The 15,279-nt window shown below is 62.8% G+C and carries 13 protein-coding genes; 10 read left to right on the top strand and 3 right to left on the bottom strand.

Annotated features, from left to right (window positions below; translation table 11 throughout):
* The first annotated feature begins 74 nt into the window (after positions 1 to 74).
* The 3 genes from ACIQUS_RS04930 (at position 75) to tadA (ending at position 4,623) form a co-directional block, all read left to right on the top strand.
* Complete coding sequence (locus tag ACIQUS_RS04930; RefSeq protein ID WP_403043630.1) at positions 75 to 2,651, top strand: dermonecrotic toxin domain-containing protein; 2,577 nt, start codon at positions 75 to 77, stop codon at positions 2,649 to 2,651.
* 116 nt (positions 2,652 to 2,767) lie between these two features.
* On the top strand, positions 2,768 to 4,144 hold the full coding sequence (locus ACIQUS_RS04925; RefSeq protein ID WP_403043627.1) for a multicopper oxidase family protein: 1,377 nt from the start codon (positions 2,768 to 2,770) through the stop codon (positions 4,142 to 4,144).
* Positions 4,144 to 4,623: a tRNA adenosine(34) deaminase TadA gene (gene tadA / locus ACIQUS_RS04920; protein WP_403043625.1), complete on the top strand. Its 480-nt coding sequence runs from the start codon at positions 4,144 to 4,146 to the stop codon at positions 4,621 to 4,623. The genes ACIQUS_RS04925 and tadA overlap by 1 nt, the downstream gene beginning before the upstream one ends.
* A 172-nt stretch (positions 4,624 to 4,795) precedes the next feature.
* On the opposite strand, the gene mltF is transcribed toward tadA, so the two are convergent.
* Positions 4,796 to 6,256, bottom strand: coding sequence for a membrane-bound lytic murein transglycosylase MltF (gene mltF / locus ACIQUS_RS04915; RefSeq protein ID WP_403043623.1), 1,461 nt, complete (start codon positions 6,254 to 6,256; stop codon positions 4,796 to 4,798).
* 245 nt (positions 6,257 to 6,501) lie between these two features.
* Between mltF and purL the strand changes: the two genes are divergently transcribed.
* A complete protein-coding gene (gene purL, locus ACIQUS_RS04910) occupies positions 6,502 to 10,401 on the top strand; it encodes a phosphoribosylformylglycinamidine synthase (protein WP_403043620.1) in 3,900 nt (1,299 codons plus the stop codon).
* Positions 10,402 to 10,403: 2 nt separating this feature from the next.
* On the top strand, positions 10,404 to 10,715 hold the full coding sequence (locus ACIQUS_RS04905) for an NGG1p interacting factor NIF3 (protein WP_403043617.1): 312 nt from the start codon (positions 10,404 to 10,406) through the stop codon (positions 10,713 to 10,715).
* A gap of 97 nt (positions 10,716 to 10,812) precedes the next feature.
* Here the strand turns inward: ACIQUS_RS04905 and ACIQUS_RS04900 are convergent, their stop codons facing one another.
* Both ACIQUS_RS04900 and ACIQUS_RS04895 read right to left on the bottom strand, forming a co-directional pair.
* Positions 10,813 to 11,370: a murein L,D-transpeptidase family protein gene (locus tag ACIQUS_RS04900; protein ID WP_403043614.1), complete on the bottom strand. Its 558-nt coding sequence runs from the start codon at positions 11,368 to 11,370 to the stop codon at positions 10,813 to 10,815.
* Between the two features lie 19 nt (positions 11,371 to 11,389).
* A complete protein-coding gene (locus ACIQUS_RS04895; protein WP_403043612.1) occupies positions 11,390 to 11,944 on the bottom strand; it encodes an NUDIX hydrolase in 555 nt (184 codons plus the stop codon).
* A gap of 132 nt (positions 11,945 to 12,076) precedes the next feature.
* On the opposite strand from ACIQUS_RS04895, the gene ACIQUS_RS04890 reads away from it, so the two are divergent.
* From ACIQUS_RS04890 to purT, 5 genes are all read left to right on the top strand, one after another.
* Positions 12,077 to 12,676 (top strand): CoA pyrophosphatase, encoded by a 600-nt coding sequence (locus ACIQUS_RS04890; RefSeq protein ID WP_403043609.1) that lies wholly within the window; start codon positions 12,077 to 12,079, stop codon positions 12,674 to 12,676.
* Between the two features lie 43 nt (positions 12,677 to 12,719).
* Entirely contained in the window at positions 12,720 to 13,244 is a 525-nt protein-coding gene (locus ACIQUS_RS04885) for a gamma carbonic anhydrase family protein (protein WP_403043607.1), read from the top strand.
* Entirely contained in the window at positions 13,244 to 13,456 is a 213-nt protein-coding gene (locus ACIQUS_RS04880; RefSeq protein ID WP_403043604.1) for a DUF1289 domain-containing protein, read from the top strand. Before ACIQUS_RS04885 ends, ACIQUS_RS04880 begins: the two co-directional genes overlap by 1 nt.
* A 64-nt stretch (positions 13,457 to 13,520) precedes the next feature.
* Complete coding sequence (locus tag ACIQUS_RS04875) at positions 13,521 to 13,988, top strand: VUT family protein (protein WP_403043602.1); 468 nt, start codon at positions 13,521 to 13,523, stop codon at positions 13,986 to 13,988.
* A gap of 96 nt (positions 13,989 to 14,084) precedes the next feature.
* Positions 14,085 to 15,266, top strand: a complete 1,182-nt coding sequence (gene purT / locus ACIQUS_RS04870) for a formate-dependent phosphoribosylglycinamide formyltransferase (RefSeq protein WP_403043599.1) — start codon at positions 14,085 to 14,087, stop codon at positions 15,264 to 15,266.
* The last annotated feature ends 13 nt before the right edge of the window (positions 15,267 to 15,279 follow it).

Here is a 15,279-nt window from a genome sequence, read left to right as displayed (position 1 = left end):
TGATCTATCTACCGCCTGTGTTCGAAGCACGGCCTCCACAGTGAACGTCCTGTTCACTGATAGGAGTCAGTCACATGAGCACATGCGCTGTAAGTAATCTGTCGGAGCATCTCAATTGCCTGGCCAGGCACGTTCTGGTGCAACTGCCGGAGTTGCACTCGATGGCATGGACGGCCGCCCGGAAAATCCTGGTTTCTCTGGGTGTCGACGAAAATCCCGATGAGGTCTACTGGCATCGGTTCACCAACGGGTGGAATAGCACCTTGAGCTACAACGGTTGGGAACACCGGGGCACGCCTGAAGAGTCCATGACATTCACCGAGTTGGTGATGCGCCGATTTCGTGTCAGCGACCAGGATAGCGCTGATGCTCTCGATCTTTGGGGGGGCTTTTATCGCGCAGGGCCTCAGGCCGGTGTATTTAACCAGACCAATGAAGTCAGATTGCTCGCTCAGAAGGTACTGCCTGCCTTGTGGGCTGTTGATTTTGCCAGCGACTACAAGGCCCGCCTGCACACTTTTTGGCAGCAGGAAGCCGGTAACCTGAAACTGCTGATCCGGATAAACGTCCTTGCTGCCGCAGCCATCGCGTTCACATCCGGGCAGCTTGAGCGGCGTCATCTGCACTGGATTATGCAAGCCTTTGGTGTGCAACGTGCGATGGCACTGACGCTTGACGATCTGCAAGGTCAGCGCCCCTCCCTGGGCGAGGTTCAAGTCGGTTACCTGCGGCTGGATGGGCACGACCTGGTGCATGCCCTGTGGTTCGCCCATCCCTCGGGGGTACAGCTGCTCTATGCGCCGGGTGGTACCAACAGCTTTCATGTCTTCAGCGATAGACACGCCGTGCCGCTATGGTTGCGCCGGGAACTCAATACGAAGACTTCGCTTCTGCTCTTGGCGCAACTGGGGCTCAACACCGCCGCCGCACCCTTGGCCCAACGCATTGCCCATTTCGAGAAGCTGGCTGGCGCGCAAATGCAGCAGTTTGAGGGTCTGGTCAGCTGGCAGCCGGTCACCGCCGATCCCTGTGACTGGCTGGTGGCGAAAACCCGTGAGCAGATGCAGGCTGACGCCGACGCTCAATTGCGCAGCAATGCCGATTTACGCAAGCAACTGTGGATTGGTTATCTGGGGGTTGGCCTGCGCGTACTGTCGCCCATGGCTATTGCCTGGTGGCCGCTGGCATTGACCGTGGTCCTGGCCAGTGTCGCGCACATGGGGTTGAGCATCGATCAGGCGATCACCGCTCGTGATCCCGAGGAGCGCAGGGCTGCGTTGATTGCTGCGATTGTCGCGGGTGTGGATGTGCTGTTGAACCTTGGGTTGCTGCTACCTGGAGCCATACCGTCAATCGATGAGCTGGAGCTGTACCAGGCCAGGCTGGAAATGCCTGCTGAAACTGCAGCGATTCCGTCCGCTGAGGGGGTCTTGGCCTGGGGCGAGGGGCAATACATACGCTTGCATGGCTTGTTGTACCGCGTGCGTTACGACGCCTCGGTCAAAAGCTGGTTGATAGTCGATCCAGGCAATCCGTTTGCATTCAGCGGCAATTTCCCCGTGCAGTTCAGCGATCAGTTGCGTTGGAACCTGGTCGAGGCGGCTTGCCTGCGCGGTGGAGGCCAATGCCTTGGCAGCCTTGGCCCTGTCCCTAGCGTACCGGCTCGGTACATTGTCAACGACACTTCTCTGGTCCGTTATCATGTACCTGCCGGGCAACGGGGGGCCGTTGGCGAACTGTTCAGTCAGCGTAATCGGCTGATGCTGTCGGGGGACATGTATGACCCGGATTCTGTGCTCAACCCTGTGCGCGACGATTTCGTTGCACTGCGCGAGCGCCTGGTCGAGGACGCAAACCGCTACATCGGTTCACTTCCCAGGCAGATGCCGCGCTCCCCAGTGCCGCGACCCAATCCACAGGTGTCGGCTGTCCTGTCATTGCAACGCCTTTATGACGAAGCCCAAGGGGTAGTGATCGGTGAGTCGCATCAGGCGATTGCCAGCAAGCGCTTCCTGATCAAAAACATGAAAGCGCTGGCCCGTAGCGGCGTCGATACGTTGTACATGGAGCATCTGATGAGCGATCTGCACCAGGCCGATCTGGACCGATTGTTCGCGCAACGTTTCATGAGCGCCAGGTTGCGTGATCACCTGGCCGAGCTCGATGCTGGCCACTTCGCCAACATTGCTGGCGAGGATACGTTTACCAATGTGGTCTGGGAAGCCAGTCGCCGTGGGGTGCGTGTTATCGCCCTGGATTGTGCCGCCAGTTACCGGCTGGACGGGCTGGATGTGCAGGGGCCGTTGCGGCAGAAGGTGTTCAGTTACTACGCCAGCGGGATTATCCAGGCCACCCGCTCTGAACCGGGTGTCGGCAAATGGCTGGCCTTTGTCGGCGACACCCACGCCAGTACGTACAACGGTGTGCCTGGGCTTGCCCAGTTGGAGGATGTTGTCAGCGTGCGAATCGTCGATGCAGGCAGAGGCCAGGCTACCGAAATGACGCTGGACCCGGGGGAATGGTACCAGCCGTCCACGAGCAATCCACAGGGTATTGTTCGGGCAGACTGGCGGCTGGCGATCAAAGTCCGCGAACGTCCTTTCGAGTTTCTCGACCCGTCCCTGGCGCCTCCCGGCATCCGCCGGCCTTGATGCGACAACTCTTCACTTAATCTTTCTCAATTGCAGGTGTATCGTATTCGCCCTTCATTGCCGGTACCTGGCCAGGTGCCGGCATGTTGTTCCTGGCAATACGAGGTACCCGCTGCATGTCCTTTACCCGGCGACAAATACTCGGTGGCCTGACTGGCCTTGTGGCAATCGGTCTGGGCGCCGGTGGCGCGGCCCGCTATTGGCTGGGGCGTCCCGACCCGGATGCCGGGCAAGACTATGTGTTGATCGCAGCGCCGCTGGATGTCGAGCTGGTACCCGGACACAAGACCCAAGCCTGGGCCTTCGGCCCGTCGGCGCCGGGCACCGAGCTGCGGGTGCGCCAGGGCGAATGGCTGCGGGTACGCTTTATCAACCAGTTGCCGGTCGAGACCACCATCCACTGGCACGGCATCCGCCTGCCGCTGGAAATGGACGGCGTGCCTTACGTGTCGCAATTGCCGGTCAAGCCGGGCGAGTTCTTCGATTACAAGTTCCGCGTGCCGGATGCCGGCAGCTACTGGTACCACCCCCACGTCAGCAGCTCCGAGGAGCTGGGTCGCGGCCTGGTCGGCCCGCTGATCGTCGAGGAGCGTGAGCCCACCGGCTTCAGGCATGAGCGCACCCTGAGCCTGAAGAACTGGCACGTGGACGAGCAGGGCGCCTTCGTTCCTTTCAGCATTCCTCGCGAGGCGGCCCGTGGCGGTACTGCCGGGCGCCTGATCACCATCAATGGCCGGGCCAACGCCGTGGTCGAGATGCCGGCCGGGCAAATCGTGAGGGTGCGCCTGCTGAACCTGGACAATACCCTGACCTACCGGATCAACCTCAAGGGCAACTTCGAGGCGAAGGTCTACGCCCTGGATGGCAACCCGATCGCACCGCGGCCACTGGGCAAGGATTACTGGCTCGGGCCGGGCATGCGTATCTGCCTGGCGATCAAGATGCCGCCGGCCGGCGAGGAGGTCTCGCTGCGCGATGGCCCGGTGCGGCTGGGTACCCTGCGCTCGGTGGCCAGCAACGAAGCGCCCGGCGACTGGCCGCCTGCGCTGCCGGCCAACCCGATTGCCGAGCCGGACCTGGCCAGTGCCGAGAAGCTCAACTTCAATTTCGAATGGGTCGGCAAGGTCTCGGTCGATGTCGACAACGGCAAGCCGCCAAGCCTGTGGCAGATCAATGGCCAGGCCTGGGATATTACCGATAAGACCTGCGCCGAGCGGCCGATTGCCACGCTCAAGAAGGGCAAGAGCTATATCCTCGAGCTGAAGAACATGACCCAGTACCAGCACCCGATCCACCTGCACGGCATGAGCTTCAAGGTGATCGGCTCGAACAAGCGCAAGGTCGAACCCTATTTCACCGACACCTACCTGCTGGGCAAGAACGAGCGCGCCCAGGTGGCCCTGGTGGCGGATAACCCGGGGACCTGGATGTTCCACTGCCATGTGATCGACCACATGGAAACCGGCCTGATGGCCGCGATCGAGGTGGCCTGATGCGAGCGCAGATCATCGATCGCAGCCGCGACCAGGAATTCATGCGCCAGGCCCTGGAGCTGGCTGCCCAGGGCGCGGCCATGGGCGAGGTGCCGGTGGGCGCGGTGCTGGTGCAGCATGGCCAGGTCATCGGCCGCGGTTTCAACTGCCCGATCAGTGGTAGCGATCCCAGTGCCCATGCCGAAATGGTCGCGATTCGCGCCGCTGCCCAGGCGGCGAGCAATTACCGCCTGCCGGGCAGCACCCTCTACGTGACCCTGGAGCCTTGCAGTATGTGCGCAGGGCTCATCGTCCATTCGCGCATCGCCCGGGTGGTGTACGGCGCCCTGGAGCCCAAGGCGGGCATCGTGCAGAGCCAGGGGCAGTTCTTTAGCCAGGGTTTTCTCAACCATCGGGTGATTTTCGAAGGGGGCGTGCTGGCCGAGGAGTGCGGGACGATACTTTCCGAGTTCTTCAAGGCGCGCCGGGCGAAGGCCTGACTGAACTGCGTACGGTGATCCGGTTGGGTTTGCGACTGCTGCGCAGTCGATCGCAGGCTTCGCCAGCTCCCACTTGGCGAAACCCTGTGGGAGCCGGCAGCGCCGGCGATGGCTTTTGCAGTTGCAACTGAATGCATTGAGCGCCAGCGGGTACAGGAGGCATGCGAACTGATCAGAGCTGTGGCGCCTGCTCGGGCGGCTTGGTCTTGTTGACACCTGGCACATGCAGGTTGCTGTCGGCCACCTGGCTGCCTTCCAGCTGCGGCTGGGTCACCCAGGTGAGGATGTCGTAGTAGCGTCGGATGTTGGCCACGAAGTGCACCGGCTCGCCGCCGCGGGCATAGCCGTAGCGGGTCTTGCTGTACCACTGCTTCTGGGACAGGCGCGGCAGCATCTTCTTGACGTCCAGCCATTTGTTCGGGTTCAGGCCTTCGCGCTTGGCCAGCTTGCGCGCATCGTCCAGGTGACCGCTGCCGACGTTGTAGGCGGCCAGGGCGAACCAGGTACGGTCCGGTTCCTTGATCGAGTCGTCCAGTTCTTCTTTCACGTGCATGAAGTACTTGGCGCCGCCACGAATGCTCTGCACCGGGTCCAGGCGGTTGGAGACGCCCATGGCCTGGGCGGTACGCTGGGTCAGCATCATCAGGCCGCGCACGCCGGTCTTGGAGGTGACTTCGGCCTGCCACATGGACTCCTGGTAGCCGATGGCCGCCAGCAGGCGCCAGTCCACCTGTTCCTTCTTGGCCGAGTTCTTGAAGTGCTTCTCGTAGCGCGGCAAACGCTGCTGCAGGTGCTGGGCGAAGGTATAGGCGCCTACATAGCCCAGTACATCGACGTGGCCGTAATAACGATCTTTCAGGCGCTGCAAGGTGCCATTCTTCTGCACTTTGTCGAGAAATTCGTTGATCTCGTTGAGCAGGCTGTTGTCGTCCCCAGCGGCCACCGCCCAGCGCTGGTCGCGGGCATCGCCCAGGTCGAAGGCCACCCGCACATTAGGGAAGTAGACCTGGTTCATCGCCAGCTCGTTGGAGTCGACCAGGGTCAGGTCGATCTGCCCTTCATCGACCATGCGCAGCAGGTCAACGACTTCCACTGCGTCGGATTCTTCGTATTCCAGGGTCGGATACTGCTTTTTGAGTCCGGCCAGTTGCTCGGCATGGCTGCTGCCCTTGAGCACCATGATCTTCTTGCCGACCAGGTCCTTGGCGTCGGTCGGACGCGAGCGGCCGTTGCGGTAGATGATCTGCGGGGTCACTTCCAGGTAGGGGTGGGAAAAGCGTACCTGGGACTTTCGCTGCTCGCTACTGACCAGGCCGGCGGCAGCCAGCACCGGGCCTGACGGCTTGCCGAGCTGGTCGAACAGCTCGTCGAGGTTGTCGGCCGTCTCGATCTTCAGCTCCACCCCCAGGTCATCGGCAAAGCGCTTGACCAGCTCGTACTCGAAGCCGGTTTCACCGTTGCGGTCCTGGAAATAGGTGGCGGGGCTGTTGCGGGTGATCACGCGCAGCACACCGTCCTCCTTGACGCGCTCCAGTGTGCCGGGTTTTTCAACGCAGGCAGCGAGCATCAGGAAGAGTCCGGTTGCGATGAGCCATCTGGCGCAGCGCTGGCGCAAAGCTGTTTGGGCGAACATAGGTTGCAGTATACGCAAAGCACCGGTCCCGCCATATCTCGACAACTGATAGCTTGTCTGCTAGCGAGCTTTGCGGTAAGGGCGGGCGATTGAGTGAAATCGCTGGTTTTTTTGACCCTCGAGTCCGGTTCGTTCCGCCGACATGCGGATGCGTCAGAATGCAGTGTTGCGGGTGCCGGAAGCGGCGGAATTAGGCTAGAATGCACGGCCTCTAAGCACACCCCCTTCCTGAGGCTGTCCCGACGATGTTGATCCTGCGCGGCGCTCCTGCCCTTTCTGCCTTTCGCCACGGTAAATTACTCGAGCAACTGAGCCAGAAAGTCCCCGCTGTTAGTGGTTTGTACGCTGAATTCGCTCATTTCGCCGAGGTTGACGGCGAACTGACCGCCGACCAACAGCAAGTGCTTGCGCGCCTGCTCAAGTACGGCCCGAGCGTTCCGGTACAGGAGCCGACCGGTCGCCTGTTCTTGGTAATGCCACGCTTCGGCACCATCTCGCCCTGGTCGAGCAAGGCCAGCGACATCGCCCACAACTGCGGCCTGGAAAACGTCCGACGTCTGGAGCGCGGTATCGCCTACTACGTCAGCGGCGAGCTGAGCGACGCCGATGTTGCCGTGGTAGCCGAGGTGCTGCACGACCGCATGACCCAGATGGTACTGGCGAAGCTGGAAGAGGCCGCCGGCCTGTTCAGCCATGCCCAGCCCAAGCCGATGACCTCCGTGGACATCCTCGGTGGCGGTCGCGCCGCGCTGGAGCAAGCCAACGTCGACCTGGGCCTGGCCCTGGCCGAAGACGAAATCGACTACCTGGTCAATGCCTTCCAGGGCCTTGCGCGCAATCCGAACGACATCGAGCTGATGATGTTCGCCCAGGCCAACTCCGAGCACTGCCGTCACAAGATCTTCAACGCCAGTTGGGACATCGACGGCCAAAGCCAGGAAAAAAGCCTGTTCGGCATGATCAAGAACACCTACCAGATGCACAGCGAAGGCGTGCTGTCCGCTTACAAGGACAACGCCTCGGTGATCGTAGGTTCCGTGGCCGGACGCTTCTTCCCGAACCCTGAAACCCGCCAGTACGGCGCGGTGCAGGAGCCGGTGCACATCCTGATGAAGGTCGAGACCCACAACCACCCGACCGCCATCTCGCCGTTCTCCGGGGCCTCCACCGGCTCAGGTGGCGAAATCCGCGACGAAGGTGCCACCGGTCGCGGCGCCAAGCCAAAAGCCGGCCTGACCGGCTTCACCGTGTCCAACCTGCAGATCCCGGGCTTCGAACAGCCATGGGAGAAGGCATACGGCAAGCCTGAGCGCATCGTCAACGCGCTGGACATCATGATCGAAGGCCCGCTGGGTGGCGCGGCGTTCAACAACGAGTTCGGCCGTCCGGCATTGACCGGTTACTTCCGTACCTTCGAGCAGTCGATCAACACCCCGCACGGCGAAGAAGTGCGCGGCTACCACAAGCCGATCATGCTCGCCGGTGGCATGGGCAACATCCGCGAAGATCACGTCCAGAAAGCCGAGATCACCGTGGGTGCCAAGCTGATCGTCCTCGGTGGCCCGGCCATGCTGATCGGCCTGGGTGGCGGCGCAGCTTCGTCGGTCGCCACTGGCGCCAGCTCCGCCGACCTCGACTTCGCCTCGGTACAGCGCGAGAACCCGGAAATGGAACGCCGCTGCCAGGAGGTCATCGACCGCTGCTGGCAGCTGGGTGACAGCAACCCGATCGCCTTTATCCACGACGTGGGCGCGGGCGGTATTTCCAACGCCTTCCCCGAGCTGGTCAACGATGGTGGCCGCGGTGGCCGCTTCGAGCTGCGCAACGTGCCCAACGACGAGCCGGGCATGGCCCCGCACGAGATCTGGAGCAACGAATCCCAGGAACGCTACGTGCTGGCGGTCGATGCCGCTGATTTCGAGCGTTTCAAGGCCATCTGCGAGCGCGAGCGCTGCCCGTTCGCCGTGGTGGGTGAAGCCACCGAAGAACCGCACCTGACCGTCACCGACAGCCACTTCAACAACAGCCCGGTGGACATGCCACTGGAAGTGCTACTGGGCAAGCCGCCGCGCATGCACCGTTCGGTTACCCGTGAAGCCGAGCTGGGCGACGATTTTGATCCAAGCGCCCTGGAACTGACCGACTCGGTGGAGCGCGTCCTGCGCCACCCGGCCGTAGCCAGCAAAAGCTTCCTGATCACCATCGGCGACCGCACCATTACCGGCCTGGTTGCCCGCGACCAGATGGTCGGTCCGTGGCAGGTGCCAGTGGCTGACGTTGCCGTCACCGCCACCAGTTTCGACGTCTACACCGGTGAAGCCATGGCCATGGGCGAGCGTACCCCGCTGGCCCTGCTCGACGCACCGGCCTCGGGCCGCATGGCGATCGGCGAAACGCTGACCAACATGGCCGCCTCGCGCATCGAGAAACTCTCCGACATCAAACTGTCGGCCAACTGGATGTCCGCAGCCGGCCACCCGGGTGAAGACGCGCGTCTGTACGACACCGTCAAGGCGGTCGGCATGGAGCTGTGCCCTGAGCTGGGCCTGACCATTCCGGTGGGCAAGGACTCGATGTCGATGAAGACCCGCTGGAGCGAAGAGGGTGCTGAAAAATCCGTCACCTCGCCGCTGTCGCTGATCGTCACCGGCTTCGCACCGGTTACCGACATCCGCAAGACCCTGACTCCAGAGCTGCGCATGGACAAGGGCGAAACCGACCTGATCCTGATCGACCTGGGCCGCGGCAAGAACCGCATGGGCGCCTCGATCCTCGCCCAGACCCACGGCAAACTCGGTAGCGCGGCACCGGACGTCGACGACGCTGAAGACCTCAAGGCCTTCTTCGCCGTGATCCAGGGCCTGAACGCCGACGGCCACCTGCTGGCCTACCACGACCGCTCTGACGGTGGCCTGATGACCACCGTGCTGGAAATGGCCTTTGCCGGTCATTGCGGCCTGGAGCTGGAACTCGACACCCTGACCAGCAAGCGTGAAAAAATCGCCGCCATCCTCTTCAACGAAGAGCTGGGCGCGGTGATCCAGGTGCGTCAGGACGCTACCCCTGACGTGCTGGCGCAGTTCAGCGCTGCCGGCCTGGGTGAAGACTGCGTCGCGGTGATCGGCCAGCCGATCAACAACGGCGAAGTCCTGATCAAGCTGGCGGGTGAAGAGCTGTTCAAGGGCGACCGTCGCCTGCTGCAGCGCCAGTGGGCCGAAACCAGCTACAAGATTCAGCGCCTGCGTGACAACGCCGAGTGCGCCGACCAGGAATTCGACATCCTGCTCGAAGAAGACAATCCGGGCCTGTCGGCCAAGCTTGGCTTTGACGTCAACGACAACATCGCGGCGCCGTACATCAAGAAGGGTGTTCGTCCGCAGGTGGCGATCCTGCGCGAGCAGGGCGTCAACGGCCAGGTGGAGATGGCAGCGGCGTTCGACCGTGCCGGCTTCAACGCCATCGACGTGCACATGAGCGATATCCTCGCCGGTCGCGTCGACCTGGAAACCTTCAAGGGCCTGGTGGCTTGCGGTGGCTTCTCCTACGGTGACGTACTGGGCGCCGGCGAAGGCTGGGCCAAGTCGGCACTGTTCAACACCCGTGCCCGCGACGCCTTCCAGGGCTTCTTCGAGCGTACCGACAGCTTCACCCTGGGTGTGTGCAACGGTTGCCAGATGATGTCCAACCTGCACGAGCTGATCCCGGGCACCGAGTTCTGGCCGCACTTCGTGCGCAACCGTTCCGAGCAGTTCGAAGCCCGTGTGGCCATGGTCGAAGTGCAGAAGTCGAACTCGATCTTCCTGCAGGGCATGGCCGGTTCGCGCATGCCGATCGCCATCGCCCACGGTGAAGGCCATGCCGAATTCGCCAGCGAAGCAGCACTGCTCGAAGCCGACCTGTCCGGTTGCGTGGCCCTGCGCTTCGTCGACAACCATGGCAAGGTTACCGAGACCTACCCGGCCAACCCGAACGGTTCGCCGCGCGGGATCACCGGCCTCACCAGCCGCGACGGTCGCGTCACCATCATGATGCCGCACCCTGAGCGGGTCTTCCGTGCCGTGCAGAACTCCTGGCGTCCGGATGACTGGAATGAAGACGGCGCTTGGATGCGCATGTTCCGCAACGCGCGGGTCTGGGTGAACTAAGGGTGTACAAGCTCGCCTTCTTCGTGCCGCCCAGCCATGTCGACGTGGTCAAGGCCGCTGTGTTCGCCGCAGGCGGCGGACGCATCGGCGACTATGACTGCTGCGCCTGGCAGGTGCTGGGCCAGGGCCAGTTCCGCCCGCTGGACGGCAGCCAGCCGTTCATCGGGCAGACCGGCGTGGTCGAGCAGGTCGAAGAGTGGCGGGTCGAGCTGGTGGTGGCCGACGCGCTGATCCAGGCGGTGGTCGCTGCGCTCAAGCAGAGTCACCCTTACCAAACCCCGGCCTATGAGGTCTGGCAACTCGCCGACTTCTGAAGCCTGCAAAAAAGCCGCGACCGATCAGCATCGGTCGCGGCTTTTTTGTGGTCGTTCGGATCAGCCCAGGGCGTTTGCGCGCGCCTGAGGTAAGTCCTCAGGGGCGAATTTCGATCATCGTGCCGTCCGGCACCATGCTCCAGACTTCACGCATGTCGCGGTTGGTCATGGCGATGCAGCCTTCGGTCCAGTCCAGGGTGTGGAAGAACTCTTCGGGGTACTCTTCGTCCAGCGGGGTGCCGTGGATCATGATCATGCCGCCGGGCTCCACACCTTCGCGCCGTGCGCGTGCCGAGTCGCTGATGTTCGGGTAGGACACGTGCATGGCCAGGTTGTAGCGATCGCTGACCTTGCGCCAGTCGATCCAGTAGAAGCCTTCGGGGGTGCGTTTGTCGCCTTCGCGCTGCTTGGCACCCTTGGGCTGCTTGCCCAGGGAAATGCGGTAGGTCTTGAGCGGGGCGCCACCACTGATCAGTTGCAGGCGGCGCTGGGATTTGACCACCAGGATCTTGTCGATGGGGATGCTTGGCACGGGGTTGAGCTGCAGGGGCGAAGGTGCCGCCTTTTCGATCGGCTTGGTCACTATGGTTTCGGTAAAAGCTGCCTGGGACACCGAAGCCACACTGAGGCAGAAAAGGGCAAACAACCAGCGCATGAAACGATATCCCTGAAAACTAGGTGTTGGGTGACGAGACGAGCAAGGGAGGCAAGCATTCGTTGCCAATCGGGTAGTGCTGCTCGATGCGGTCACGATAATAGCATTCTAGGGTACGACTGACGGTCCTGAAAGCCAGCTCGTCCCACGGGATTTCACTTTCATCGAAAAGTCGCACTTCCAGGCTCTCGACGCCGACGGCGAAATCCAGGTCGGCCAGTTCTGCGCGAAAGAACACATGCACCTGGTTGATGTGCGGCAGGTCGAACAACTGGTACAGGCTCATCTGTCCGACCCGGGCGCAGGCTTCCTCGACGGTTTCGCGACGAGCGGCCTGCTCCAGGGTCTCGCCGTTCTCCATGAACCCGGCGGGCAGGGTCCAGTAACCCCGGCGCGGCTCGATGGCGCGGCGACACAGCAGCACCTGGCTGCCCCAGGTCGGTAGCACGCCGGCAACGATATTGGGGTTCTGGTAATGGATGGTATGGCAGTGATCGCAGGCATAGCGCAGGCGGGTATCGCCCTCGGGAATGCGTTGAACCACCGGTTTACCGCACGCACTGCAGAATTTCATGCTTTTATTCCTATAGGTTGTGCCTATCTTGGCGCCACTGTCGCCACGGCTGCAAGCAGGTTGCTGCAGGGGTTGGGCGGCCAGCGGCTTTGGTGCATCATGCACGACAGGCTTTGGAATCGAGAGAGAGCAATGCTGGACGAGCTACTTCGCCGCGTGAGCAGTCATACGCCGAGCACCCTGGAGACCGATCATCGTTTTCCCGAGGCTGCGGTGTTATTGCCCATTACCCGCAGCGAGTCGCCCGAGCTGGTGTTGACCCTGCGCGCCAAAGGCCTGTCGACCCATGGTGGCGAGGTGGCGTTCCCTGGTGGGCGCCGCGACCCGGAAGACCCGGACCTAGTGTTCACCGCCCTGCGCGAAGCCGAGGAGGAAATCGGCCTGCCGCCCGGGCTGGTGGAGGTCATTGGCCCGCTCAGTCCGCTGATTTCGTTGCACGGTTTGAAAGTCACGCCTTTCGTCGGGCTGATTCCCGACTATGTCGAGTACCAGGCCAACGATGCCGAGATCGCCGCGGTGTTCAGCGTGCCGCTGGAGTTCTTCCGCCAGGACCCGCGCGATCACACCCACCGTATCGACTACCAGGGGCGCAGCTGGTACGTGCCCAGCTACCGTTTTGGCGAGTACAAGATCTGGGGCCTGTCGGCGATCATGATCGTCGAGTTGGTCAACTTGCTTTACGATGCCAACATCAGCCTGCACCAGCCGCCTGAACGCTTTACACCCATTTGAGCGGGACCACCCGCCATCACCGCCGCACCGTGAGGATCCACGCATGAAATACCGTCTGGGCGACCTGCGGGTCGAAACCCATCCGCGCAGCTGGGTGGCACCCACTGCCACGCTGATTGGCAAGGTACGCCTGCAGGCCGGGGCCAATGTCTGGTTCGGCGCGGTGTTGCGCGGCGACAACGAGCTGATCGACATCGGCGAGAACAGCAACGTCCAGGACGGTACTGTGATGCACACCGACATGGGGTCGCCGCTGACCTTGGGCAAGGGCGTGACCGTGGGTCACAATGCCATGCTCCATGGTTGCACCGTGGGCGACTACAGCCTGGTTGGGATCAACGCGGTGATCCTCAACGGTGCGCGGATCGGCAAGCACTGCATTATCGGCGCCAACGCCCTGGTTCCAGAGGGCAAGGAGATTCCTGACGGCTCGCTGGTGGTTGGCTCGCCTGGCAAGGTGGTGCGCGAACTGACCGAGGCGCAGAAGAAAATGCTCGAGGCCAGTGCTGCCCATTACGTGCATAACGCCGAGCGCTATGCCCGCGATCTCGCTCCCGAGGAGGATTGATGAGCGTCAGTGAGCGTCCGGTCGCTTCTCCCTGCGTGCATATCTGTGCCCTGGACGAGGCCGACATCTGCACCGGCTGCCAGCGCAGCGCCCAGGAAATCACCCGCTGGGGCCGCATGGACAACGCCGAGCGGCGCCAGGTGCTCAAGCGTTGCCATGAGCGCGCGGTAGCGGCCGGGCTGTTTTTTGCTGCGGGCGGTGTCGCCGGCTGATCGCACCCCTTGGCCGCGGGCGGCCGCTGCAGTACCCTGTACGGCTTGCCCAGCGGTCGATTCCATGCCTTTTCTGATTGCCTACATCAGCAGCGTCGTGCTGATCAACTACGCCTTTTCCAGTGCTCCGCACCTCGATGTCATCTGGTCTGCCTGGGGCGGGCTGGTCTTCATCCTCCGTGACATGGTGCAGACCCGCTACGGTCATGGCGCCCTGGTCGCCATGCTGGTGGCCCTGGTGTTGTCCTATGTCACCTCCGAGCCTGCCATCGCCCTGGCCAGCGCCACCGCATTCGCGGTGTCGGAGCTGATCGACTGGCTGGTGTTCAGCATCACCCGGCGGCCGCTGCACGACCGGCTGTGGCTGAGCTCGGCGCTGAGTATCCCCATCGACACCTTCATTTTCTTCGGCATGATCGGCGCCCTGACCCCGGCCGTGGTTGGCACCGCGCTGGCCTCCAAGTTCGCCGGGGTGACGGCGGTGTGGTTGATCATGGTCTGGCGCCTGCGCAAGCGGGTGGTCACCGGTTGAGGCCGGGCGGCCCGGTTCATGTAAAATGGCGCTCCTTTTCACCGGGTTGCACCGATGACGGTACGGCCCTGGATTCCTTCCCTCTGAGGACCTGAAATGACCCGTATCGGAACCCCATTGTCGCCGACCGCGACCCGCGTACTGCTGTGTGGCTGCGGCGAGCTGGGCAAGGAAGTGGTGATCGAGCTGCAACGCCTGGGCGTTGAAGTGATCGCCGTGGACCGTTACGCCAATGCCCCGGCCATGCAGGTGGCCCATCGCAGCCACGTGATCAACATGCTCGACGGCGCCGCCTTGCGCGCGGTGATCGAGGCCGAGAAGCCGCACTACATCGTGCCGGAGATCGAAGCCATCGCCACCGCCACCCTGGTCGAGCTGGAAAACGAAGGCTTCACTGTGGTACCGACCGCGCGCGCCGCGCAGTTGACCATGAACCGCGAAGGCATCCGCCGCCTGGCAGCCGAGGAACTGGACCTGCCGACCTCGCCATACCACTTCGCCGATACCTTCGAAGACTACCGCAAGGCGGTAGAGGACCTGGGCTTCCCTTGCGTGGTCAAGCCGGTGATGAGCTCCTCGGGCAAGGGCCAGAGCCTGCTCAAGAGCGTCGACGACCTGCAGAAGGCCTGGGACTACGCCCAGGAAGGCGGCCGCGCCGGCAAGGGCCGGGTGATCATCGAAGGTTTCATCGATTTCGACTACGAAATCACCTTGCTGACCGTACGTCATGTCGGCGGTACCACCTTCTGCGCACCGGTCGGGCATCGTCAGGAGAAGGGTGACTACCAGGAGTCCTGGCAGCCCCAGGCCATGAGCCCGGTGGCCCTGGCCGAGTCCGAGCGCGTGGCCAAGGCGGTCACCGAGGCCCTGGGTGGCCGTGGCCTGTTCGGTGTCGAGCTGTTTGTCAAAGGCGACCAGGTGTGGTTCAGCGAGGTTTCGCCGCGTCCGCACGACACCGGCCTTGTGACCCTGATCTCCCAGGACCTGTCGCAGTTCGCCCTGCATGCCCGGGCGATCCTGGGCCTGCCGATCCCGCTGATTCGTCAGTTCGGGCCTTCGGCTTCGGCGGTGATCCTGGTGGAAGGCCAGTCGCAGCAGACCGCTTTCACCAACCTGGGCGCGGCCCTGAGCGAGCCGGACACGGCCATTCGCCTGTTCGGCAAGCCTGAGGTCAATGGTCAGCGGCGCATGGGCGTGTGCCTGGCCCGTGACGAGTCGATCGAGGCGGCTCGGGCCAAGGCGACCCGTGCTTCGCAGGCGGTCAAGGTAGAGCTTTAAGGCCTTATCGCGG

The sequence above is a fragment of the Pseudomonas sp. NPDC090755 genome (assembly GCF_044769005.1).
GTDB lineage: Bacteria > Pseudomonadota > Gammaproteobacteria > Pseudomonadales > Pseudomonadaceae > Aquipseudomonas.
The sequence above is the reverse complement of the archived record's forward strand: the minus strand, read 5'-3'. Positions and strand labels throughout refer to the sequence as shown.